General features: G+C 40.3%; 18 protein-coding genes and 1 tRNA gene. 6 read left to right on the top strand and 13 right to left on the bottom strand.

Annotated elements, in window-relative coordinates; all coding sequences use genetic code 11:
* Nucleotide 1: 1 nt before the first annotated feature.
* Genes nrfD through GYM62_RS02290 form a run of 3 tightly spaced genes read right to left on the bottom strand, consistent with a single transcriptional unit; the run spans nt 2 to nt 5769 of the window.
* Nucleotides 2–1366 carry an NrfD/PsrC family molybdoenzyme membrane anchor subunit gene (gene nrfD / locus GYM62_RS02300; protein WP_144604147.1) on the bottom strand — a complete coding sequence of 455 codons (1365 nt, stop codon included), beginning with the start codon at nt 1364–1366 and terminating at the stop codon, nt 2–4.
* Between the two features lie 17 nt (nt 1367–1383).
* Nucleotides 1384–4467 (bottom strand): TAT-variant-translocated molybdopterin oxidoreductase, encoded by a 3084-nt coding sequence (locus GYM62_RS02295; RefSeq protein ID WP_219958142.1) that lies wholly within the window; start codon nt 4465–4467, stop codon nt 1384–1386.
* Between the two features lie 36 nt (nt 4468–4503).
* On the bottom strand, nt 4504–5769 hold the full coding sequence (locus tag GYM62_RS02290; protein WP_219958141.1) for a c-type cytochrome: 1266 nt from the start codon (nt 5767–5769) through the stop codon (nt 4504–4506).
* Nucleotides 5770–6134: 365 nt separating this feature from the next.
* Between GYM62_RS02290 and GYM62_RS02285 the strand changes: the two genes are divergently transcribed.
* A tRNA-Cys gene (locus tag GYM62_RS02285) sits at nt 6135–6205 on the top strand.
* A 334-nt stretch (nt 6206–6539) separates the two neighbouring features.
* Here the strand turns inward: GYM62_RS02285 and rpsA are convergent.
* On the bottom strand, nt 6540–8303 hold the full coding sequence (gene rpsA / locus GYM62_RS02280) for a 30S ribosomal protein S1 (protein WP_370627653.1): 1764 nt from the start codon (nt 8301–8303) through the stop codon (nt 6540–6542).
* A 312-nt stretch (nt 8304–8615) separates the two neighbouring features.
* Between rpsA and GYM62_RS02275 the strand changes: the two genes are divergently transcribed.
* Nucleotides 8616–9344, top strand: coding sequence for a lysophospholipid acyltransferase family protein (locus GYM62_RS02275; RefSeq protein ID WP_339816723.1), 729 nt, complete (start codon nt 8616–8618; stop codon nt 9342–9344).
* On the opposite strand, the gene GYM62_RS02270 is transcribed toward GYM62_RS02275, so the two are convergent.
* The 4 genes from GYM62_RS02270 to GYM62_RS02255 all read right to left on the bottom strand — a co-directional run bounded on the left by GYM62_RS02270 (nt 9322) and on the right by GYM62_RS02255 (nt 13820).
* Nucleotides 9322–9993, bottom strand: a complete 672-nt coding sequence (locus GYM62_RS02270) for a hypothetical protein (RefSeq protein ID WP_219958140.1) — start codon at nt 9991–9993, stop codon at nt 9322–9324. The genes GYM62_RS02275 and GYM62_RS02270 overlap by 23 nt on opposite strands.
* 7 nt (nt 9994–10000) lie before the next feature.
* Complete coding sequence (locus GYM62_RS02265; protein WP_144604152.1) at nt 10001–11368, bottom strand: pyridoxal-phosphate dependent enzyme; 1368 nt, start codon at nt 11366–11368, stop codon at nt 10001–10003.
* Nucleotides 11369–11473: 105 nt separating this feature from the next.
* Nucleotides 11474–13111, bottom strand: a complete 1638-nt coding sequence (locus GYM62_RS02260) for a putative ABC exporter domain-containing protein (RefSeq protein ID WP_219958139.1) — start codon at nt 13109–13111, stop codon at nt 11474–11476.
* Nucleotides 13104–13820 carry an ABC transporter ATP-binding protein gene (locus GYM62_RS02255; RefSeq protein WP_219958138.1) on the bottom strand — a complete coding sequence of 239 codons (717 nt, stop codon included), beginning with the start codon at nt 13818–13820 and terminating at the stop codon, nt 13104–13106. Before GYM62_RS02255 ends, GYM62_RS02260 begins: the two co-directional genes overlap by 8 nt.
* Nucleotides 13821–14047: 227 nt before the next feature.
* On the opposite strand from GYM62_RS02255, the gene GYM62_RS02250 reads away from it, so the two are divergent.
* The gene (locus GYM62_RS02250; RefSeq protein WP_219958137.1) at nt 14048–14653 is read left to right on the top strand and encodes an outer membrane beta-barrel protein; all 606 of its coding nucleotides are present in this window, start codon (nt 14048–14050) and stop codon (nt 14651–14653) included.
* Nucleotides 14654–16453: 1800 nt separating this feature from the next.
* On the opposite strand, the gene GYM62_RS02245 is transcribed toward GYM62_RS02250, so the two are convergent.
* The 4 genes from GYM62_RS02245 to GYM62_RS02230 are packed head-to-tail and all read right to left on the bottom strand — an operon-like array spanning nt 16454 to nt 19974.
* Nucleotides 16454–17380, bottom strand: a complete 927-nt coding sequence (locus GYM62_RS02245) for an aspartate carbamoyltransferase catalytic subunit (RefSeq protein WP_219958136.1) — start codon at nt 17378–17380, stop codon at nt 16454–16456.
* Between the two features lie 2 nt (nt 17381–17382).
* Nucleotides 17383–17931 carry a bifunctional pyr operon transcriptional regulator/uracil phosphoribosyltransferase PyrR gene (pyrR, locus tag GYM62_RS02240; RefSeq protein ID WP_219958135.1) on the bottom strand — a complete coding sequence of 183 codons (549 nt, stop codon included), beginning with the start codon at nt 17929–17931 and terminating at the stop codon, nt 17383–17385.
* Nucleotides 17932–17965: 34 nt separating this feature from the next.
* Nucleotides 17966–19579 (bottom strand): hypothetical protein, encoded by a 1614-nt coding sequence (locus GYM62_RS02235; protein ID WP_219958134.1) that lies wholly within the window; start codon nt 19577–19579, stop codon nt 17966–17968.
* Nucleotides 19576–19974, bottom strand: coding sequence for an EVE domain-containing protein (locus tag GYM62_RS02230; protein WP_219958133.1), 399 nt, complete (start codon nt 19972–19974; stop codon nt 19576–19578). Before GYM62_RS02230 ends, GYM62_RS02235 begins: the two co-directional genes overlap by 4 nt.
* A 268-nt stretch (nt 19975–20242) precedes the next feature.
* Here GYM62_RS02230 and GYM62_RS02225 point away from each other — a divergent pair, with 268 nt between their 5' ends.
* The 3 genes from GYM62_RS02225 to GYM62_RS02215 all read left to right on the top strand — a co-directional run bounded on the left by GYM62_RS02225 (nt 20243) and on the right by GYM62_RS02215 (nt 22870).
* Nucleotides 20243–21961: a DNA polymerase/3'-5' exonuclease PolX gene (locus GYM62_RS02225; protein ID WP_255590501.1), complete on the top strand. Its 1719-nt coding sequence runs from the start codon at nt 20243–20245 to the stop codon at nt 21959–21961.
* An 85-nt stretch (nt 21962–22046) separates the two neighbouring features.
* On the top strand, nt 22047–22334 hold the full coding sequence (locus GYM62_RS02220; RefSeq protein WP_091655031.1) for a hypothetical protein: 288 nt from the start codon (nt 22047–22049) through the stop codon (nt 22332–22334).
* A gap of 65 nt (nt 22335–22399) precedes the next feature.
* Complete coding sequence (locus GYM62_RS02215) at nt 22400–22870, top strand: hypothetical protein (RefSeq protein WP_175557926.1); 471 nt, start codon at nt 22400–22402, stop codon at nt 22868–22870.
* Between the two features lie 55 nt (nt 22871–22925).
* Here the strand turns inward: GYM62_RS02215 and GYM62_RS02210 are convergent, their stop codons facing one another.
* Nucleotides 22926–25460 (bottom strand): ATP-dependent Clp protease ATP-binding subunit, encoded by a 2535-nt coding sequence (locus GYM62_RS02210; RefSeq protein WP_219958132.1) that lies wholly within the window; start codon nt 25458–25460, stop codon nt 22926–22928.
* Nucleotides 25461–25483 lie beyond the last annotated feature (23 nt).

Here is a 25483-nt window from a genome sequence, read left to right as displayed (position 1 = left end):
ATTATTTAGCAGCTTTTTCAGATGATGATTTCAATACTGACTTAACCTCAGCCATGTTGATTACCGGGAAGAACTTCGCAAATAGGAAGAACAGGGTAAAGAACAATCCGAAGGTGAACATATAAACTCCCACATCAGCCCAAGTTGGGTAGAACATAGCCCAAGAGGATGGAAGATAATCTCTGTGTAGGGAAGTAACGATAATTACAAATCGCTCAAACCACATTCCGATGTTTACTACCAAAGAAAGAAGGAAGGTAGCGACAATGGAAGTTCTGATTTTCTTGAACCAGAAAAGTTGAGGAGAAATCACGTTACAAGTCATCATAGACCAGTAAGCCCACCAATAAGGTCCGGTAGCTCTGTTGATAAATGCATATTGCTCAGCCTCAACTCCAGAATACCAAGCGATAAAGAATTCTGTGATATAGGCAATACCCACGATGGAACCTGTAATGATGATTACAATATTCATCAATTCAATGTGTCCCATGGTGATATAATCTTCCAATTTGAAAACCTTTCTGGTAATAATCATCAAGGTCAATACCATCGCGAAACCGGAGAAAATTGCACCAGCAACGAAGTATGGAGGGAAGATGGTAGTATGCCATCCAGGAATAACTGAAGTTGCAAAGTCAAAGGATACGATAGTGTGTACAGAAAGTACCAGTGGAGTAGCCAAACCTGCCAAAATCAAGGATACAGATTCGTATCTCATCCAAGTCTTTGCAGCACCATCCCAACCAAATGAAAGCGCACCATAAATTGTTTTTCTCAATCCAGTAGCTCTGTCACGGATCGTTGCGAAATCAGGAATCAAGCCAATGTACCAGAATACTAATGATACAGAGAAATAAGTCGAAATCGCAAACACGTCCCAAAGCAATGGAGAGTTGAAGTTTACCCAAAGTGAACCAAAGGTATTTGGCAATGGAAGTGCCCAATAAGCACCTAACCAGGGTCTACCCATGTGAATCACCGGGAACATCGCAGCACAGATAACCGCGAAAATTGTCATCGCTTCAGCAGCTCTGTTGATGGATGTTCTCCACTTCTGTCTGAAAAGTAACAATACGGCTGAAATCAAAGTACCGGCGTGACCGATACCAACCCACCACACAAAGTTGGTGATATCCCAAGCCCAACCGATGGTTTTGTTCAAACCCCACATTCCAATACCCTCCCAGAGGGTGGCAATAAGGGCAATTGATCCTAAAGCCAACACGCCTGCAGCTGTAAGGAAGGCCAAGAACCAGGCTAAAGATGGTTTGCCCTCCACCTGACGTGACACATCATGTGTAACATCATGGTAGGTTTTGCCTCCGGTAACTAACGGCTGACGTACGGATGAAGTAACCTGCATAGTTTATAAAATTATGATTACGCTTCGTTTTTCTCTTTATTTCTGATTTTGGTGAAGTACCAAACGTTTGGACTTACGTTGATCTCCTCCAATACGTGATAAGCTCTTTCTTCATTCACTTCCTTCAATGCAGAAGTAGTGTTTTCTTCGATTTTCAAGAGCTTAGAAACTCGGCTGTTTGGATCATTCATATCACCAAATACCAAAGCATCAGTAGGACAAGCTGTAGCACAAGCTACATTGATTTCTCCATCCTGAATCTTACGCTTCTCACGCTTAGCGGCCAATTTACCAGCTTGAATACGCTGCACACACATGGAGCATTTTTCCATTACACCACGTACACGAACAGTCACGTCCGGATTCAATACCATTTTACCCAAATCATCGTTTTGAGCTACATTGACTCCAGCGAAGTCTTTGTTATCATGATATTTGAACCAGTTGAATCGACGTACTTTATATGGACAGTTGTTGGCACAATATCTTGTACCGATACATCTGTTATAAGTCATTTGATTCAATCCTTCTGAGGAGTGAGTGGTCGCAGCAACAGGACATACAGTCTCACAAGGAGCGTTGTTACACTGCTGACACATCATAGGCTGGAAGGTTACCTCAGGATTTTCTGAAGCTTTCTCCATTCCATCCAAATCATTAGCCGGAGCATCTGAAGAATAATAGCGGTCAATTCTGATCCAAGCCATTTCTCTTCTGTTCAACACTTCTTGCTTTCCTACAACTGCCACGTTGTTTTCAACCTGACAAGCTACAGAACATGCAGAACATCCAATACAGGAGTTCATATCAATAGCAAGACCCCAGTGATGCTGGCTATATTTATGACCACTCCAAAGAGAGATCTTAGATGGTTTTACAAATTCACCATCCTTGTATATTTCAGGCTTATATCTACCAGCAGAGGCATCTTTCTTATAATCTGCCAAAGTAGCTTCCTGGATCACGTTTTCACGTCCCATGAAAGTCTGGTGTGTCTGAGTTCTCGCGATCTTATAAGAATCACCAGTTACAGCCACTTCTACACCTGAAGTAATATCGAAATTCACAAAGCCTGCAGAAGCATCCAATAGTTCGTAAGCATTCACACCTACTCCATTAGCAACTCTACCTGCTTTTGTTCTACCATATCCTAAAGCCAATCCGAAGGTACCTTCAGCTTGACCTGGTTGGATCAAGATTGGAAGAATAAGTGATTTACCATTTACTGTGATAGAAGCTTTCTTAGTGTTTTCTTCCACCATGGTCACTCCGTTTTCGGATGCCCATTTCTGAGAAACCGTCAAATAGTTATCCCAAGTAGCTTTTGTGATTGGATCTGGAGTTTCCTGCAACCAAGGGTTGTTAGCGAAAGTACCATTACCGATAGCAACTTTGGAGTAAACTACCAATTCAGCACCTGCATTATCTGCTTTGTAAGCTTTGGCTACAGCGGCAGCTGCACTTGCAGCATCTCCAACAGGAGCTAAAGCAGTACCAGCCCTTTCTACAGCATATACTCCATTGAAAAGTGCTCTATCCCAGAATTCCTGGAAAGAACCTGCATTTTCAGCAGTGGCATACATTTCTGACTGCCAGTTTTGCTGTAAGAAATCGTAGTAATTAGTAGTAGAACCAGCCCAAGTCAAGAAAGAATCCTGAGCCTGACGAGTATCAAACAAAGGAGAAATTGTAGGCTGAGAAAGTGAATAATGACCTAACTTAGGTTGGAAGTCATTCCAAGACTCCAAATAATGATGATCAGGAGCAATGTACTGTACCAAGGAAGCTGTTTCATCCATTGTACCGTTGGTTGCCAAGCTAACTCTTGCTTTAGCAATACCTTCAGCGATTTCAGTACCTCTTGCATGATCGTAAACCGGGTTACAGTTGTAGAAAATAACTCCACCAACCTGTCCAGCTTTCAATTCATTTACGAATTGGTTCATTCTAGCATCGTCTCCCTTTCTGAAATAAACAGGCGAAGAGAAGTCTACTGTTGAACCATTATTTCCAAGCAATTCGTTGATTGCGTTGATTACTATTTGAACGTTTGGATCATTAGATCCGGAAACAACCAAAGAAGCACCTCTGCTAGCCCAAAGGTCATTAGCTGCTTTGTCCAGGTGAGCAACTTCCACTGCAGGAGCAGAAACAGGAGCTACACCAGCTTTCTTTGCAATGGCATTATATAATGCCAAAACAGCCAACCCACTTTGAGAAGCTTTGATTGGAGTTCTGTAATCCGCATTCGCACCAGTTAGAGTCAAATTAGACTCAAACTGATAATGACGGGACATTTCCGGCTTCTCTTTACTGATTTTTCTTGTTTTACCATATTGTCCAGCAAATTCGATTGGGGAAATCCATGTACCTAGGAAATCAGCTCCGAAGGAAACGATGGTTTTAGCCTTATCAAAAGAATAAGATGGAAGCACTGCAGCACCGTAGAAAGTTTCAGCAGCTTTAGTAATACCATAATTGGAAAGTGGATCATACATGATCACTTCAGCTCCTCCGAATGCATCAGCAAATTGCTGCATCGCTTTCATAGTAGAAGGAGAAAGAATGGTATTGGAAACAATTTTTACCGAACCTGCACTTGCTAGTTTGCTTTTTACTTCAGCATCAAGCGCAGCCCAGTCGGTTTTTTGACCATTGGCATAAGGTCCTGCCAATCGCTCTTTATCATAAAGAGAAAGTACAGAAGCTTCAACAATGGCATTTACCTTACCTTTATTAATAGGAGAAAGCTCGTTTCCATCAATTTTGATAGGACGACCTTCTCTTGTTTTTACTACAACAGAAGCATAATCACCTCCGGAAGCAAAAGTAGATGCGTAATAATTTGGAATGGAAGGGTTAACGTCAACCGGCTTATTCACATAAGGAATAGCTTTTCGAACAGGAGCTTCACAGGCAGCCAAAGAAGCTGCGGCCAAGCTGAATCCCATCAATTTTAGAAAATCCCTTCTGGAAGCACTGCCATCCTCGCCCAATGCGGAAGGAAGCTCGGGAAATTCCCGGTCGGCATGCTTTACAAACTCTGGATCGTTGTTGAGCTGCTCAAGCCCTTTCCAGTATGTTTTTTTAGTTTCCTTCATTTTATGATCTAGGAATGAATTTGCGAAATGAATGAATTAATAGTGGCACTTAGCACATTCTAAACCTCCGATGTCTTTCACTTTCAAGGCATCTTTGGAATCAGAGTGCAATTGAACCAATTTGTCATAGTACTCATTGCCTGCAGAAGCAATCTCAGTTTGTCTGTGGCAGTCAATACACCATCCCATGGTAAGAGAAGAGTGCTGATAAACCACTTCCATTTCTTCGATTGGACCGTGACAAGTCTGGCATTCAATACCTCCTACCTTCACGTGCTGTGAGTGGTTGAAGTAAGCCAAATCAGGCAAGTTGTGTACACGAACCCATTCAATTGGTTTATTATTATCTACCGCATCGTAGATTTTTTGAATTTCTGGAGAGATTCCCTCTTTGCCTTGCACGTTCTGCACATGGGTGTGGCAATTCATACAAATGTTTGGAGAAGGAATATTAGCAGACTTACCAATCTCTACCCCAGTATGGCAATACTGACAAGCAATCTCTAATTGTCCTGCATGTAGCGCGTGAGAGTAGGCAATTGGCTGGGTAGGAGCATATCCTTGCTGCACACCCACTGAATAAAGTCCATCGATTGCGGTTTTAGCAACCAAAGCAACCACTAAGGCAGTTACAATGATGATAAAGCCATCACTCTTTAATACTTTACCGAAATTGAATTTTTGAGAAACGAATTCTTTGTCATCCTCATCTAAGTCCTGCTTATCAATGTATTTGGTCAAAACAGAGATGATCAACCCTAATACAATCAGGATCAAAAGAAGAACAATGACCAATACCACTACAATAATGGTCAAATACTCGCTTGGTACTCCTCCACCTGCAGCTACTTCACCTTCAGCACCAACTGCACCTGCAGCTGCCTGAGCGGCTGGATCGACCTTATCGCCATATTCTATATATGACAACAAATTGTCAAGGTCACCATCTGATAAGAATTCATGTTGTGGCATGTTGGTGTTGTTGTACTCAGCGTACAAAGCCACCGCGTATTCATCTCCAGAAGCGATTACTGCGCTTGAATTTTTGATGAATCGTTTTGCCCAGTCGATGGATCTTCTTTCGGTGATTCCTCTTAGAGCCGGACCAATTGCTTTTTGATCAAGCTTGTGACACGTTTTACAGTTCGCATTAAAGAGAGATTTCCCAGCAGCAACGGCTTCATCACTATCTGACACTGCCGGATCAGCAGCAAATGCCTGCGTTCCGATCAGTAAGAAAAACAGCACTGCCAGCGTGTGGAAATTCAGTCGAACCCCTACTAACGAGCGTTTGGATAACATATTATAGCTAATTAAATAGTTTAATCGGTTTTCAATAACCCCTGCAAAGGTAGTATCCGGGCGTTATTTTTCAAACAAGAGTTGATGGACAGCAAAAAATCATCAATCAATCCTAAATATTATATAATAATCTGATTTTCAATTATTTAAAAGAATAAACTATGACCGGAAATTATTTAGAATCTTTATAAATAAATACCTTAAATATCAATTTTAGAGGAGTTCAAAAAACCAAGAAAAACCGTAAATATTTTAATTCTAATAAGAATTGAATTTTTTGAAGAACCTGCTCATTTTCCAAAAAATTATGGAACTGCTTTTGCACTAGAATCATTAATTCCTACATTTGCATTCCGATTTCAAATGGTCGCGTGGCCGAGTGGCTAGGCAGAGGTCTGCAAAACCTTGTACAGCGGTTCGAATCCGCTCGCGACCTCACTCAAGCACCTTCATAGCGAAGGTGCTTTTTTTATTTTTCAAAGCACTGATTTTCAACTCTAAATCTACTGACTTATCCTATCGCAAATTAAAAGTAAGAATAATAGAGACTTGTGCATTCCAAAAATATACGATCTCGAGAAGACAGATATTAGAGGAAGTTTGCCGATTTAAATCTAAAAAAAGGAAGCAAGCTTACCTGGAGTAGGACTGCTTATTATCTATTCATTCCTTTGATTTCAGCGCCTATTTCAACAGGTAAATCACGAATTTTTCAAAAAAAAAACGCCGACTTTGCAGCCGGCGTTTTATGTTATATAAGAGGTCAAGAATTACTTCTTGCCACCTTCCATTTTCTCTTTCAATTCTGCCAAAGCATCCAAATCACCTAGGGTAGACTTTTCAGCTGGAGTCTTGTCAGCAGCATCTTCTTTCTTCTTAGTAGAAGCAGCTTTCTTAGCTGGCTTAGCTTCTTCACGGAACATAGCTGTATGAGACATTACAATACGCTTGTCATCCTTAGAGAATTCAGTCACTTTGAAGTCCAAAGACTCACCAACCTCAACTTGAGATCCGTCTTCTTTCTCCAAGTTTTTAGAAGTAGCAAAGCCTTCCAAACCGTAAGGAAGCTCCAGCACAGCACCTTTGTCGTTTTTAGAAACAACAGTACACTTATGCACAGATCCTACAGGGAATACAGTTTCGAAAGTATCCCATGGGTTCTCTTCCAACTGCTTGTGACCTAGCGCCAATCTTCTGTTTTCTACGTCCAATTCCAATACAGCTACATCTAGCTCATCTCCTACTTTTACGAATTCAGATGGATGCTTGATTTTCTTAGTCCAAGAAAGGTCAGATACGTGAACCAAACCGTCGATTCCTTCTTCCATTTCCAAGAATAGCCCGAAGTTAGTCAAGTTACGAACCACACCTTTGTGCTTAGTACCTACTGCATACTTGGTAGACATATCTTCCTTAGTCCAAGGATCTTCAGTCAATTGCTTAATGCCTAGGGACATTTTTCTTTCGTCTTTGTCCAAAGTCAATACAACTGCTTCGATTTCGTCTCCAACTTTCACGAAATCAGCAGGGTTTCTCAAGTGCTGAGACCAGCTCATTTCAGATACGTGAATCAAACCTTCAACTCCTGGAGCCAATTCCAAGAATGCACCGTAGTCAGCTACGTTTACAATCTTACCTTGTACTTTGGAACCAACTTCCAAGTTGCCTGCCAAAGAATCCCATGGATGAGAAGTCAACTGCTTCATACCCAAAGAAATTCTCTTCTTGTCATCATCAAAGTCAAGCACAACGATCTGTACTTTCTGATCCAACTGCAATACTTCTTCTGGATGATTGATACGTCCCCAAGAAATATCTGTAATGTGAAGTAGACCATCTACACCACCCAAGTCGATGAATACACCGAAGTTGGTCATGTTCTTGATCACACCTTCCAATACCTGACCTTTTTCCAGGTTGTTGAGGATTTCTGCTTTTTGCTTCTCGAGATCTTTCTCGATCAAGACTTTGTGAGAAACGACTACGTTATCGTTAGCGTGGTTGATTTTCACCACTTTCACTTCCATTTTCTTACCTACATAGATATCGAAATCTCTGATAGGCTTCACATCGATCTGAGAACCTGGCAAGAAGGCTTCTACACCGTAGATATCTACGATCAAACCACCTTTGGTTCTTCTCTTCACAAGACCTTCGATCACGCTATCATTTTCAAATGCGCTCTCGATATCCTGCCAAGCACGAACGATTTTTGCTTTTTTACGGGAAAGGATCAACTGACCCAAAGCATTCTCCTGCTCTTCGATGAATACTTCTACTTCGTCACCAGGCTTGATGGACTCCAAGTCACGGAATTCGTTCAATGGAACCAAACCATCGGATTTGAAACCAATGTTGATGATCACGTCCTTGTCGTTCACACCTACTACGGTTCCTTTGATCACTTCTTTCTCAGTGATCTCGTTCAATGTACCTTCGTACATCGCAGCCATTTCCTCACGTTGTGCTTTGGAATAGCCTTCTCCGAATCCTTTGGTTTCGAAGTTTTCCCAGTTAAAATCTTGTTTAGACATAATAAATAATGACCCTAAAAATGCCGACAGTTACCGGGCCGATTAACTGCGGTTTTTGGTTATGAATCAGCGATTTAGCACTTGCCAAACCACCCCGTTCACCCGAACGGACTGCAAAGGTACTGATTTTCTGTAATTTCAAGAAAAGGGAGTCAAAAAATCACTTGAAATGTGCTTCATCTGCTCAAAAAATCTTTGAATTGGATTTTTTTCACAAAATTGGAGCAAGAAAAAAGCCCTGAACGCTTCAGGGCCTGTGCAAGCAAAGAGTTAAAGGATTATTTTCGAACCCAAATTTAAGGATAATTTCTGATGATCAAGTTCTTTCAGACAATTTATACCATTTACGCCGCAATCCTATTTGCTGGACTCATGATGATTTTGGGTTTATTCATAGTGATCCCAGTTATGATTTCAGACAAAGGGGATAGAATTTCTTTCTTTTTTATTCGAAGCTGGGCCGGAATCTGGTCCTTTCTTTCAGGGATCAGCTATCAGGTAGAAGGTTTAGAGCATATTGACCGCAGGCAACCCTATATTTTCATTTTTAATCACCGCTCATTCATAGATGCTCCGGTCATTCCTATGGCAATCCCACAAACTTTGAAAGCTTTGGGAAAAAAAGAGCTTTCCAAAATCCCAATTTTCGGCTGGATAGTAGGGAAGTTTGCGATTTGGGTAGATAGAACCTCCACCGAGTCTAGAAGAAAAAGCGTCAAAAAACTGGTAGAACTTTTATCCAAAGGGAAATCGGTCGTAGTAGCTCCTGAAGGCACCAGAAATGATACCGACCAAACTTTACTGCCTTTTCAAAAAGGGGCATTTCGACTTTCTATTGAAACTGGTATTCCGATTCTTCCCATGGCTGTTATAGGTGCAGATGAGATCATGAAAAGAGGCTCATTGCTTTTGAAGCCAGGAAAAGTCCGAATCTATTTTTCTGAAGCCATATCCCCTCCCCAGCCTTCTGAAACTGCCATTCTGGAATTAAGTCAAAAATGTAGAAATAGATTAGAGGCTATGATTCTGACTCATGAGTGATGGTTGGATTTGCATCATCCTCCACTAATAAATCCCCTGTCAACTCCTCAAATGCGGCATAAATAGCCATGTAAGAAAAAGGACCTGATACCAAAAAGCCTACTCCCAAGCATAAGATCCCAACCATATTGATCAAGACAATCAGGATTAAAAAAGCGAAAAATCGCCACCAAACCTTGGTAATCAATTTCCTGCTTATTTCCATAGAAGTCCAAAACTCAGTACCCGCAAACAAAACAAATGGCATCGCAAAAGTATATGCCACCCCCAAATAAATACCTGGAATAATAAGCGCTATAACTCCCAAGACAGTGATTATCCCAGTGATAATATTAACACCTACTACAGGCAACCAAAATTTAAATCCATCAAAGCAGTCTTTGAATTCTACCTGTTCTCCCCTGCTGATCTTATTCGCCAACAGATAAAACCCAGCGGTCAAAGGTGGGCCTATCAATAAGCTAATAATGGTAGAAAAATCCTCCAAGTAGAAAGCAGGACCAACGGAAACTACCATAATCAATAAAAAATACATGATCAAAATTAGAGGTTGGGCTTTAAATAGCTCCCAACCTCTTTTTAATGCTTGATCAATATCAAAATGTACTGGCGAATTGAGCAGACGCTCTGCTTTTCTTGGATCAATCAATGTAAACTTAATTAGTAAACGCTTCTAAAATATCGTGTTTGGTGATGATGTGAATTTGATCGTTTCCATCTCTTACCAACACTGCCTTCTCTTTTTCAATCATAGAAGATAACACGTCCAACGTACTGTCTCCAGCCACAAAAGTCATAGAAGACTCCATTACATCCTCCACTTTTCCATCTTTCAAGGATGGGTTATCAATTATTTTGGAAAGCAACTTGGTATCTGTCAAACTCCCTACTACTTCCTCTCCATCCAATACAGGGATTTGGGATACACTTGTTTTATTCATCATTCCGATTGCATCTTTGATTGAATCTGATTTTTTCACAGATACCAAAGAATAGCTAGCCGGTCTTTTGGAAATAATATCTCTGGCCGTGGAGTAAGTTTTATCTTCCAAGAAACCGTGATTTCTCATCCAATCATCATTATAAACTTTGCCCAAATAGCGGGTTCCATGATCCGGTAGAATAATCACCATTTGATCTCCTTCTTTCAGGTTTTCCTTAGCCCATTCCAAAGCTCCATGAACCGCAGATCCACAAGACCATCCGACAAAAAGTCCTTCTTCTCTGGCCAATCTTCTGGTCATGACAGCTGCATCTTTATCAGTTACTTTGACAAAGTGATCAATCATATCGAAGTTGACATTCTTTGGCAAAATATCCTCTCCAATTCCCTCAGTCAAATAAGGATATACTTCCTTCTCATCAAAAACGCCTGTTTCCTTATATTTCTTGAATACAGAACCATAAGTATCAATCCCTACGGTTACAATATTCGAATTCTGCTCTTTCAAATATTTAGCTGTACCACACATAGAACCTCCGGTTCCTACCCCAGCCGCATAATGCGTGATTTTTCCGTCTGTATCATTCCAAATCTCAGGACCGGTGGTCTCGTAGTGAGCAGCGGTATTGGATAAGTTATCGTATTGGTTTGGATAAAAAGAGTTGGGAATATCCGCATTCAGCTTCCTCGCTACTGAATAATAAGAGCGTGGGTCCTCTGGAGAAACATTGGTAGGGCATACGATTACCTCAGCCCCTACAGCCTTAAGAATATCGATTTTTTCTTTGGACTGCTTATCAGCCATGGTAAAAATACACTTATAACCTTTCGCAACAGCAGCCAAAGCCAAACCCATTCCTGTATTTCCGGAAGTTCCTTCTATGATTGTACCTCCCGGCTTTAAAATTCCAGCTTTTTCGGCATCCTCCACCATTTTGATTGCCATTCTATCTTTCATGGAGTTGCCCGGGTTGAAATATTCAACCTTAACCAGCACTTCACCTTTGATATCTTTGGCAAGTTTGTTTAATCGGATCATCGGGGTATTACCGATGGTTTCAATGATGGAATTGTAAATCATAGTTCAGTTACATTTGGAGCTACAAAATTAAGGGAATTTTCTTCCCTCTCACGAATCAAACAATCAAAAACCAAATAAAATTCGGTGAGAGTTTCGTTAATTCTCCTAAATCTCTTTGAGCTCCAATCTACTGATCACATCCAATAAAACATGGACTAAAACCCCTGCGATAAATGTTTGCCCTATTGTAAATGCAAAAAGCATCCAGACAAATTGTCGGGTCCAAACGAAAATCAAAACAGAGACAACCAAACTCGGTATAATTCCAAAAAGAAAAATCCCTCCAATCATTAATGGTTTAATGAGCTTTTGATCCCAGCCTTCTTCAAATGCTACTTTGGGAATCATATTGATCGTCAAACCGACTATGTATACCAAAAACACACACAGGGGATAAAACAAAATCAATTTCCAGTCCAAGCCTGCTATCAAAACAGAAGGAATAATCAATACCCAGGAGATCAAGCCTAATTGTACCAAGTCCAATTTTATGACATTCCAGAGTTTGGAGGACCAGGAAGCCGGAATTAAAAAGAAATAAGGTTTCTTCAGATCCCCAACAGAGCCTCTTCCTATTCCAGCAAAAAAATTGATCCCGACTAACATCAACAAATAGCCATTCAATACTTTATGAGAAAACCAATCAAAGTTGGAAAGGATGGCAAAAGCAATCCCAAGGGCAGCTAAAATCACAGACCATAATCCAAACAATGGGTGAAAATCCTGTCTGCTTGCATGTACATAATTTCTCCAGTAAAGTGCTTTTGCCCCAACCCCAAAATCAGGAAGCGCCAACTTCTTTTTGGTATTCAAGCTCATAGATGACTCTGGAGTCTCTTTTTTCCCTCTTACCTTTTCTACCTGTTCTTCATTGGATTTGGTAGCCTCCAAGACATCTTCATAATAATATCCCGCAGTATCCAGCACTAAGCGCAAGATGACATAGTAGGCTAATAGATATAAGCCAAAAAAAGCTAGAGCAGTAATCAAGTTTTGATTAAAAATATAGCTCATCATCGCTCTGGACCAACCTACTATAGGAAATAAATCAAACCAAGGAGAGGCAATCCATGCAAACATGCCCTGCCAAAATTTTTCAGCCATTAATCCTGGAATCAGGATAGCCAACCCTAATAACACTGCCAAAATGATAACTCCTGTTTGGATATATTGCATCACACCATATTTGGTATGAAGCGTATAGACCAAAAAGCGAATCGGAGAGGTTAAGAAGAAAAAGAGGGCAAAACCAAGCACTAAGAAGGCAATATTGATGAAAGAAAACTCAATCTTGTCTGCAAATTGACTAGCCCCATAAATGATAAAAATGATACTACCTCCCAGAGAAGGTATGATAGACCTTCCCATGTAGTAGATCAGGATATTTTCAGGTTTTACTGGTGCAGTAAACAATAAATTGACATCTGCCATTTTGAAAAAACTGACATTCTTTTTGGTTGCTCTAAAAAGCTGGAATATCAGAAATGCTAATGCTAAAAGAGTAATTCCACCTATTACATTCTGAAGTCCAAAGTCAACTTGAGGCAAACCTTCGACATCAATGTTCTCAATTCCTGTTCGTCCCTCCTCGGCACCTCTTCGGACTCTCATCGTGTAAATGAAGAAAAAATAGGCAATCATCCCTCCGTAAGGGAGCAATCGCAAGGGATTCTTTAGAATCAGCCAGATATTATTCTTAAGGATTAAAAGGTCCTTTCTCAGGAGCAATTTGATCTCATTCATCTTTTGTCAATTCTAAAAATATATCCTCCAAACTTCCCTGCTTATCCTGAACGAATTGTTGCTTCAAATTACTCAAAGTGTCATTGCCGATGATATCTCCATTCTTCAAAATCATGATTCTATCCGCAATCGTCTCCACAGAATCGATCAAATGGGTACTGACCAATATTGTTTTCCCAGCCTCTTTGAGCTCTTTAAATATTCTTTTGGTGTTTTTAATTGCTTTCGGATCTAAACCAATCATGGGTTCGTCGAAAAACAACAACTGTGGATCCGGTAAAAGGGCGCAGCATATGGATATCTTTTGGCGCATTCCTTTGGACAAATCCCTTCCCAGCTTATCGGCTTTATCGGTCAAGTCATAGATTTCCATCAACTCTTCTCCCCTGTTTTTCCAATCCTTGATCCCATAAGCCTGAGCAATAAACTGCAAATGCTCTCGCACAGTCAATAAATCATACACATAGGGGGTTTCGGGAATGTAGCTGAAAAACCTCTTTGCCTCTACAGAAAGGTGATCATGTCCTCCAATTAAAATTTCCCCGGAAGTCTTTCTCAACAAGCCCACTATGCATTTCATGGTTGTACTTTTCCCTGCTCCATTAGGCCCTAAAAGACCAACCACCTCGCCACCTTCCAAATGAAAAGAAATATCATTCACTGCGTTTTGTTTCCCGTAACGCTTGATTAAATTCGATACCGTTAGCATAAAAATGATTTTAGCTCCTAAACTACATGCAATACTTTGAAGTTTAGAATATTTGGAACCTTTTTTGATTCCAATAGCTCAACTCAAAATTAACCTACAAGAATTCATGAAATCGAGCACCATGTAAGCGACACAAACTGGGATGTCCAGAGGTTTCGGAGAAAATGTGCGACCTGCCTGCCGCAGGCAGGGATTTCATCTGAACTCTAAAAACAAATTATAAACGGATGAAAAAGCTTTTAATAGTACTAGCAATTCTTTTCAGTGCTCAGGCCTCTTTTGGTCAGCAAGCTGGGAAATTCAGAATGGGATTAGACCTGGGGCCCGCAATCCCTGATGGAGGAGGCTTAGGTTTTTTGGTCAACTTAGAGCCAAAAATCAATGTGGCAAATAATATGAACATTGGCTTAAGACTAGGAATCGCTGGCTTAGCTAGGGAAGTAAGGTCTTTTGATGATTTTCAACAATATGAAGGCGAAATTTCTGCAAATGCTTCGTTTGCTGGCACTTTTGACTATTACTTCAATAATGGAGGAAGCAATTTCGCCCCTTATATTGGAGTTGGTTATGGTTATTACACCCTAAGTGCAGTTGATTTGGGTTCATCCTCCTCTACCCCGGATTTCGACAATTTAGATGCTGAATACAAATGGGCACCAATGGTTCGAGCTGGAATCGAATTAGGTAAATTCAGGATGGGAGCAGAGTACAATTTCGTTCCAGTAAGTGACCTTCAAGATACCAGTGGAAATATAATAGGAGAAGCCTTGAATCAATATTTTGGGTTTACATTAGGATTCTATGTAGGCGGAGGAAGGTGGAGAGGCCTTTGAAAGGATAAAGTGAGAAGTTTGAAAGCTGGAAAGTTGGAGTTTGGCAATAAAAAGTCTCTCGCAGAGGCGCAGCGGCGCAGAGAAAAGGTGGGTTAAAATTTCTCGCATCAAAGAGGAGGCATTTTATCTCCCACAAAGCTTTGAATAAGTGAAGAAGAGTGGGAGCTGGTAGTTAAGTGTTATTGGTTATTAGTTCTAAGCTCCTCGTTCCATTCCAAAAGCAACTTTTAGATCATGATTAATGCCAATAAAATCCTTGCGGAATTCTTAGCGGTCTCTGCGGCTTCGCGGTGAATAAATTTAAAGTGGAGTGTTTAAAGTCTCTCGCAGAGGTGCAGCGGCGCAGATAAAAGGTGGGTTAAAATTTCTCGCACCGACAAGTTATAAGGTACTTGATCCATTCCATAGCTAACTTTTAGTTTAAGATTAATGCCAATAAAATCCTTGCGGAATTCTTAGCGGTCTCTGCGGCTTTGCGGTGAATGAATTTAAAGTGGAGTGTTTAAAGTCTCTCGCAGAGGCGCAGCAGCGCAGAGAAAAGGTGGGTTAAAATTTCTCACACCGACAATTTATAAGGAACTCGTCCCATTCCATAGGCAACTTTTTGATCATGATTAATGCCGATAAAATCCTTACGGAATTCTTAGCGGTCTCTGCGGCTTTGCGATGAATGAATTTAAAGTGGAGTGTTTAAAATCTCTCGCAGAGGCGCTGCGGCGCAGAGAAAAGGTGGGTTAAAATTTCTCGCACCGACAAGTTATAAGGTACTTGATCCATTCCATAGCTAACTTTTAGTTTAAGGTTAATGCCAATAAAATTCTTGCGGAATTCTCTGCGGCTTTGCGGTGAATAAATTTAAAGTAAAGGCTTTAAAGTCTCTCCCAGAGGCGCAGCAGCGCAGAGAAAAATGGGGGTCAAAATTTCTAAGACCAAAATGTCGGCTTATAATCTCCCGCAAAGCTTAGAAGAAGTAAAAAAGAGTGGAAGCTGGAATTTAAGTGTTATTGGTTATTAGTTATAAGTTCTTCGTTCCATTCCTAATGCAACTTTTAGATAGTGATTAATGCCAATAAAATCCTTGCGGAATTCTTAGCGGTCTCTGCGGCTTTGCGGTGAATAAATTTAAAGTAAAGGCTTTAAAGTCTCTCGCAGAGGCGCAGCGGCGCAGAGAAAAATGGGGGTCAAAATTTCTAAGACCAAAATGTTGGCTTATAATCTCCCGCAAAGCTTAGAACAAGTAAAAAAGAGTGGAAGCTGGAATTTAAGTGTTATTGGTTATTAGTTATAAGTTCTTCGTTCCATTCCTAATGCAACTTTTAGATCATGATTAATGCCAATAAATTCCTTGCGGAATCCTTAGCGGTCTCTGCGGCTTTGCGGTGAATAAATTTAAAGTAAAGGCTTTAAAGTCTCTCCCAGAGGCGCAGCAGCGCAGAGAAAAATGGGGGTCAAAATTTCTAAGACCAAAATGTCGGCTTATAATCTCCCGCAAAGCTTAGAAGAAGTAAAAAAGAGTGGAAGCTGGAATTTAAGTGTTATTGGTTATTAGTTATAAGTTCTTCGTTCCATTCCTAATGCAACTTTTAGATAGTGATTAATGCCAATAAAATCCTTGCGGAATTCTTAGCGGTCTCTGCGGCTTTGCGGTTGATGAATTTAAAGTGGAGAGTTTAAAGTCTCTCGCTGGCAGTTTAGAAAAAATAAAAGCTGAAGTAAGAAAGTTAATCTCCGCAAGGAGAATGAAAATAAAAAACGGCTGTTGTGAAATACGCAACAGCCGTTTTTTTTGATTCAAACTGATTAATTTCTGGAACCTGCCAATAAATACAGGACTGCCATTCGGACAGCAACTCCATTTTGAACCTGCTCCAAGATAATGGAATGCTCGGAATCCGCAACATCAGATGCTAATTCCACTCCTCTATTTATAGGACCTGGATGCATAATGACAATTTCTTTATCCAATTGCTCCAGCAACTTCTTATTGATTCCATAATACAGTGAATACTCCCTCAAGCTTGGGAAATATTTGATCTGCTGCCTTTCCAATTGAATTCTTAGCACATTGGCCACATCGCACCATTGCAAAGCTTTTTTCACATCCAACTCCACCTTTACTCCTAAGCTTTCAATATGCTTGGGAAGCAAAGTAATAGGTCCACAAACCATCACCTCAGCACCAAGTTTTTTCAGACAGAAAATATTGGATAGCGCTACTCTTGAATGTAGGATATCTCCTATGATTGCAACTTTCTTCCCGGCCAAATCCCCCAGTTTCTCTTGGATAGAAAATGAATCCAATAGTGCCTGAGTTGGATGCTCATGGGTTCCATCCCCCGCATTGACAATATTGGCATTGACATTTCTGGATAAAAAATGTGGTGCACCGGGACTGCTATGACGCATGACCACCATGTCCACTTTCATGGACAGAATATTATTTACCGTATCAACTAATGACTCGCCTTTTTTGACCGAACTATTACTGGAGGAGAAATTAATCACATCAGCAGAAAGTCTTTTTTCAGCTAATTCAAAGGAAAGCCGGGTTCGTGTAGAGTTTTCAAAAAAGACATTCGCTATGGTGATATCCCGCAGAGAAGGCACTTTTTTGATTGGCCTATTGATAACTTCTTTAAAATTTGCGGCAGTTTCAAGGATCAAATGAATATCCTCCGGGGTGAGATTTTTGATTCCTAAGAGGTGACGAGTGCTGAGTTGTGACATGCTTAGCTTTTTACTTTCTCTGTGATCCAAACTGCATTTTCTGTTTGTCCCTGATTAGCCCATTCTACCACTACGTATTGGCTATCCAGTGTATTGACCCTGATGCCATAATAATCTGGCATGATGGGATAGTCCCGGGTGAGTTTCCTATCTACCAAGACCATCAGTTCTACTTTCTGTGGCCTTCCAAAGGCGATCATAGCATCCATAGCTGCTCTCACAGAACGTCCTTTGTATAATACATCATCTACTAGGATGACTTTTTTACCCTCTACCAGGAAATTAATTTTTGTTTCGTTGGCTTTGAGGGGAAAATCTCTTCTTCGAAAATCGTCCCTGTGAAAAGTGGCGTCCAAATAGCCGAAAGGAACTTTCACTCCTGAGATCTCTTCCAAAATCGGAGCCAGGTGATCCATGAGGATACTTCCCCTGGGCTGCAATCCCAGCAGGACTGTATTTTCGAAATTATCATGATTTTCAATCAACTGATGGCAAAATCTGCGGAGAATAATCCCTATTTGCTGTTGATCTAAGACAAGCCGTTTTTGCATGGGTGTGATTTGCGGGTAAATATAAAAAGAAAATCTACTCTTGCCCTTCTTCAGGCTGATACAAATCCCCAGCGACCATTACTTTGCTTAAAAAAAACACCTCTTTGCTAGCACCTGATCCATCTTCTTTCTGATATCGAATCCTCTGAGTACCAGTCAATAAGTAAAATCTTCCAAACCAGTGAGAAATGCTTAAAGTCTCCATATTATTTTCAGCGATCCGCTGGGTCTCGTCCATCAACTCTATTTCAACCTCCAGATTGTCAAAAACTTTCTCCCCATTTTTGAAGTAAGCCAAACGGATTTCATCATCCCGAACATAGGCATGGTAAAATTCATCCCCGATTACTGCGATGTCCCCAAAAGCCATTCGGATTTCAGTATTCAGGTCATCAAAAGTGGCAGCATTATCCCAAATCACCTTTCCATCTTTGCCTAACTTGATGAAATGCGCCGAAATGTAACTGTACTCAGGTTGCAATTGATTGAACTGAGGAGACCCCAGCCTATTCATATAAATAGGGTCAAAAATATTCTGACCAAACCGATTAAAACGATCATATCTATACATTCCCATTGGGGAATAAGGAGTGCGGAAATTACCGCGGGAATTTATAATGTTATAGTGATCAAAATAAACATAATAGGCCTCCGGAGTCTCTATAGCCTGTCGGATAGAGTACACGTTACGAATGCTTGGAACTCTATTTTTCTCAATATTGCGCATCACTTCCCGATCTTTTCTGGCTTTAGACCTTTCATTCAGGTAATTGAAAAAATTAGGGAAATCTTCCAAGGTGTATAGTTTGGTTTCAAACTCCCCGAATTCATTAATATCCATCAAATACATCCCTTGGTAATAATCTCTTCTCTCCAATCCAAAGGATCCAATCATAGTCTGCTGATATCCTCGCATCGGTAAAAGCAAGGCTTCCATAATTTCCTGATCTGGATCTCCAAATTGATTGACCTTGATATCCCGCAGAAGATTTCCTTCCAAATCATAGGTATTGATAATGATTTCCCTTTCTCTATATTGCCCTTTTCGACTCAGTACCACCTGAAATGATTCGATTTCAGGCATTTTTCGTATTTGCAGAATTTGGGTGTCATTTCCATAAATTCCCTGTAGCGTATGCACACTTTTGTCATCCAAGTCATATACCTGAACAGCAGGCCGGGTATCAGCAACTCCCATTACAATGACGCTGTTATTTTGAACCAAAAACTCAGCGAGTTCCATATCCAAAAGATTGCTCAGCCCGTATTCAAAGCCCTTTCTAGTGGATAAATCTATTCTTAAAACGTAGCGTTCACCGGTGGTAGAATAACCTCTTTGAAACAAAACATGGAAAAAATCACCTTCCAGATCAAACCCTACCATATCAAAACCATCCCTGACAGGCAATTCGATCAGCCCATCTGTATTCAATTCCAAATCGGAAATAAAATATTGAAAGGTCCTCCTGTTATTGAAAGCCTTTTTAGAAAGAGTCCTGAAAGAAATCAGTCCTTGATTTGTAGGAATGGTTTCAAAAAGAGGATCAAAAAAATCAGTCTCTACTTCAAATCTCGCCACATACTCCACTTGTGCAAAAGATTTAAAGCCTAAAAAAAGAATTAAAACCAATACGAAAAGCTGCTTCATTTTGACATTTTTAAAATCGTTTCAAACTCTTCCTTACTCATAGGCAAAACAGATAATCGGCTTTGTTTTAACATGGGCAATTCCGAAAGCGAATCTTCTGATTTGATTTGGGAAAGAGTAACAGGCTTATTTAATTTTTGATGAGCCTTTAAGTTAACAGCCACCCAAGCCTCGTCTTTTGGGTCGGGAAATGCACTTACGGATACTTTAGCTATTCCTACGACTGCCTTCTCCTTTCCACTATGATAGAACATCACTGCATCCCCTACCTCCATTTCTTTAAGGTAATTTCTAGCCTGATAGTTTCTGACTCCATCCCAAACGTCTTCCCCTTTTCCCTCAAAATCCTCCCAAGAATAGGAGTTTGGTTCGCTTTTCACCATCCAATAGTTCATGTGCTTTCCATTTATATTAGTAAATCTGATAATCCTCAATCACGCCAGTTATCCAATTTTCATTGCTTGACTGATTTGAAGACCGAAGACCGAAGCAAGCTTAAATTGAACTCTCACCTGGCATTCATGCCAACTAATTCCCCTTATCATGAAAAGCATGGATGCATAATTACCAATTTTCATAAGCCAGCTACTTATCTCTCTCCAAAAGCTTAAGTTACCTGATCAGGCTTTAATTTGAAACAATATTTCTGCACTTTTGTCTGATATGTATCACGAAAAAGAAAAGATTTTGGACCATAAAACTATCCTGAAGAAAATCAAGCTCTGTATTCAATTAATGGAGCTACATGATGAAAATCCTTTCAAGATCAGAAGCTATCAATCTGCCCTGAATTCATTGGAAAGAGGGGATGCTGATATCATGGAAATTTCAGAAAGTGAGCTTTCAAAAATCCCGGGTGTGGGGAAAAGTATTTTGGAAGCCATTGTTTCTTTGAAGGAAACAGAAACTTTCAGTACTCTGGATGAACTGATAGAAAAAACTCCGGAAGGAATCTTGGAAGTTTTGCAAATCAAAGGTTTAGGTCCTAAGAAAGTTAAAACCCTATGGGAGGAATTAGGCATCACTTCCACCCATGAACTAATGGAGGCCTGCCAAAGTGGTAAAGTGGCTAAAATCAAAGGATTTGGAGAAAAAACTCAGGAAACCATTATCCAAAATCTAGAATTCAAGGCATCCAATGCTGGAAAATGGCTTTATGCTGATGTTGAAGAGAGCATAGAATCCTTGACAAGCGAACTACAAAAAAGCCTGAATTCATCAGAAGTTGTTATAGTTGGAGACTTTGCCCGAAAAATGGAAATCATTGCTTCGGCTGAATGGCTGATAGGCACCTCAGATATTTCTCAGGCAAAATCTCAATTTAAAGCAATCGAAGCATTTGAATTGGATAAAAGCCTTTCAAGCCCTTTTGTTTGGAGAGGAAAAGTTAAGGACTTGGATCTAAACTTTGGAATCCATTTCAGTGATCTGAATAATTACCCATCAAAAAAATATGCTCTCAGTGCCTCCGCTGAGCATTTGAAAAGCTTGGTGGATGAGAAGGAAACTATTGCAGAAAAGCTGGCAAAAAATGGCTTCAAAAACGATGAAGAATTTTTCTCTCAAATAAATCTACAGTTTATCCCAGTAGAGATGAGAGAAGGCTATGATGAAGTGAGTCTGGCGAAAGAACAAAAAATTCCAACTCTTTTGGAGGAGAAAGATCTAAAAGGTATTCTTCATAATCACTCCACCTATAGTGACGGAAAGCATAGCCTCAGACAGATGGCCGAATATTGCAAAGAGTTGGGCTATGAATATTTGGGGATTTCTGATCATTCCAGAACAGCTTCCTATGCCGGTGGGCTGGAAATAGAGAAAGTCCAAAAACAGCATGAGGAAATTGACCAACTCAACAAAGAATTGGCGCCTTTCAAGATCTTCAAAGGTATAGAGTCGGATATATTAGGAGATGGCAGCTTGGACTACCCTGAGGATGTGCTGAAAAGCTTTGACTTTATAGTTTCCTCGGTACACTCTATCCTTAATATGGATATCAAAAGAGCAACAAAACGATTACTGACTGCAATTGAAAATCCATATACCACCATCCTTGGGCATCCAACCGGAAGATTGCTCTTGAGAAGAGAAGGTTATCCTATTGATCATAAAACCATCATTGATGCCTGTGCAAAAAATAAGGTTGTCATAGAAATCAATGCCAATCCATGGAGATTGGATCTGGACTGGCGCTGGGTTCGCTATGCCATGGATCAGGGGGTAATGCTATCCATAAACCCGGATGCCCATGAAATGGATGGCTACGCAGATATGAAATATGGAGTTTTGGTTGGAAGAAAAGGAGGATTAACCAAGGAGATGACACTGAATGCATTGAGTTTGAAAGAAATTCAAGAGTATTTTGACCATAAAAAGGGCTGAATTTTCACTCAAGCTTAATCTTTGGAAATGACCTATTCTTTTTCCATCATGAATCTCTAACTTCGCTTCCTTTAATATAAGTAATATGAAATGGACTGACCAGCCGGAAGGCGTACTTCTTCAACGATCATTTATTTTTGGAATAACAGGTATTGTATTGGGCACTCTATCCATTTTCAATACCAATTTTCAGTTTTTGGAAGCTCCTATGGGGCCTTTAAATGGAGTGGCTATTCTACTTCAAATGATCGGCTTGAGCTTGGCAGTCTTGGTTTTGAGGAAAAGAAAAGTTCTCAAAGAAAATCTAGAAAAAGCCAAAGTGATGACCATGATTTTGAGTGTAGCTTTGTTGTTTTTTATTTTATCAATCTGATAGTTTTTTTTGGAAAACAATTTTAAAATTGCTGGCGTAGAAGTCCTTATCTAAATAAACCAGTAATGAAAAAAATATTGTTATCAGCCGCTTTAGTAGCGGCCTTCTGCTTGAATTTAAAAGCTCAAGAGGTTTCTAGCCAAGCATCATTTTCTGAGTTCAAAATTATCACTGTCGTGGAATCCATAGTTCCCATGGGTCTTGGGCGTTCCAGAATTATTGACAGTCAGACACAGGTAGATGCTTCCCTATTTACCACAGAAAGAACAGATGGCAAAACCAGTAAACAAAAGGAAATAGACCGGGCAGATATCAAAGTAAATGAGCTGGAGGAAACCAAATTATTAAACTTCTTCAGTGCTACCGGTATTAATTTTCAAAATATCGCTTCCAACGATGCGGTAATCGCTTCAAAAATCAACAGCATGCTTGCACAGGGATGGAAACTCACTTATGTGACTTCAGGAGTGGAAAGCAATGCTGGAGCTGAGGATGGTCAAGGGATTTTTATTACCCGACTCTTCTTTTCCAGATAGCAAAAATAAACCCCGATCCTATTTAGAATCGGGGTTTCATTTATTCAGAGGATTTTTACTCCTCAGCTTTTTCTTTCTTTTTCACAGTGATAGTCAATTCAGAACCCTCACCGTCATAATCGGCGGTGATGATATCTCCCTCTGACAAATCACCTTTCAGGATTTCTTCAGCCACAGCATCTTCCAGATATTTCTGAATAGCTCTGTTTAATGGTCTTGCACCATATTGCTGATCATATCCTTTATCAGACAAGAATTCCTTGGCCTTCTCGGTCAATTCAATCTTGTATCCCAAATCAGTGATTCTGTGGAAGAGTTTGCCCAAAGAGATGTCGATAATTTTGAAGATATGCTCTTTATTCAAGGAGTTGAATACTACCACATCATCTAATCTATTCAGGAATTCTGGACTAAATGCCTTTTTCAAAGCAGACTGAATGGTAGATTTCATAATCTCGTCCATATTGTCCTGCTTCGCCTTGTTGGCAAAACCAATTCCAGCTCCAAAATCCTTCAAATCTCTGACACCAATATTAGATGTCATGATGATAATGGTATTCCTGAAGTCAACTCTTCTACCCAATCCGTCGGTCAAGATACCGTCATCCAATACTTGCAATAAGATATTGAATACATCTGGGTGAGCTTTTTCAATCTCATCCAAAAGGACTACTGAATAAGGCTTTCTTCTGACTTTCTCAGTCAATTGTCCACCTTCTTCATATCCAACATATCCTGGAGGGGCTCCTACCAATCTGGATACGGAAAACTTCTCCATATACTCAGACATATCAATTCGAATTAAGGAATCTTCCTTGTCAAATAGGTAGGTCGCCAGCATCTTTGCCAACTCTGTTTTACCTACACCGGTAGGACCCAGGAAAATAAAGGAACCGATTGGCTTTTTAGGATCTTTCAGACCAACTCTCGTTCTCTGAATAGCTTTCGTAAGCTTCTTGATAGCTTCATCCTGCCCGATAACTTTTCCGGCAAGCTCCTCATTCATATTGAGCAATTTCGCTCCTTCATTCTGAGCAATTCGCTTTGCAGGAATTCCAGTCATCATGGCAATTACCTCAGCCACATTGTCCTCGTCTACGGTAAATCTTTTGGACTTACTTTCTTCTTCCCATCTTACTTTAGCGACTTCAAGTTGCTCAAGAAGTTTCTTCTCTTTATCTCTCAATTGAGCGGCTTCCTCATACTTCTGAGATTTTACCACTCGATTTTTCTCATTTTTGATATCTTCTACCTCAGCCTCGAGCTTTAGAATATCTTCCGGCACATGAATGTTGTTGATGTGCACTCTAGCTCCAGCTTCATCTAGAATATCAATCGCCTTATCAGGTAAGAATCTATCAGAGATGTACCGGTCAGATAATTTGACGCATGCCTCAATAGCCTCCTCTGTGTAGTTGACATTATGATGATCTTCATACTTGTCTTTGATATTATGAAGAATCTGCACAGTCTCTTCCGGAGAGGTAGCATCTACCATGACCATCTGGAATCTTCTCGCCAAAGCACCATCCTTTTCGATGTATTGACGATATTCATCCAAAGTCGTAGCTCCTATACATTGAATTTCTCCCCTGGCTAATGCCGGCTTGAACATGTTGGAAGCATCCAAAGAGCCTGATGCTCCTCCTGCTCCAACGATAGTGTGAAGCTCATCGATGAACAAGATCACATTTGGTGACTTTTCAAGCTCGTTCATGACGGCTTTCATTCTCTCCTCAAACTGACCTCTATACTTCGTACCTGCCACTAAAGAGGCTAAATCCAAAGTCACGACACGTTTGTTGAATAAGACACGAGATACTTTTTTCTGTACAATTCTCAAGGCAAGGCCCTCTGCGATGGCAGTTTTACCTACCCCAGGTTCACCTATAAGTATTGGGTTGTTTTTCTTTCTTCTGGAAAGAATTTGTGCAACACGCTCTATTTCTTTTTCCCGTCCTATAATTGGGTCTAGCTTATCATCTTCCGCCATTTTGGTCAAATCACGGCCAAAATTATCTAAAACTGGAGTGCGGGATTTTTCCGCACCGGCTTTAGAAGAGCCTGATCCACCGCCTGGAGAACCGAACAATTTAGAACCATCATCATCTGAATCTTCTGCTTCAGCTTTTGATCTCGGACTCATTCCCGGATCAGACTGCATTTCCAGCATTTCTTTGACAGCTTCGTAATTGATGTCAAACTTGTTCAAAATCTGTGTGGCAATATTTTCTTCATCCCTCAAAATGGAAAGCAACAAATGCTCTGTACCAATTAATTGGCTCTTAAAGATTTTTGCTTCCAAATAAGTTATTTTCAATACCTTCTCTGACTGTCTGGTCAGAGGTATATTGGCCATGTTCTTCACATTGTGATTTGCTGTACCTTTGACGGCACGTTCGATCGCCGACCGAAGTTCGTCCAAGGGTACGCCCAATTTTTTAAGAATGGAAACAGCTACACCTTCCCCCTCACGAATCATCCCTAATAAGAGGTGCTCCGTACCAATATAATCATGTCCCAGGCGAAGAGCTTCTTCGCGACTGAGAGAGATCACCTCTTTGACTCTGTTCGAAAATTTTGCTTCCATTTAATTCCTTTCTGATTGTTTAA

Source organism: Algoriphagus sp. NBT04N3, assembly GCF_019443765.1.
Taxonomy (GTDB): Bacteria; Bacteroidota; Bacteroidia; order Cytophagales; family Cyclobacteriaceae; genus Algoriphagus; species Algoriphagus ornithinivorans.
This window is presented reverse-complemented; position numbering and strand designations above follow the sequence as displayed.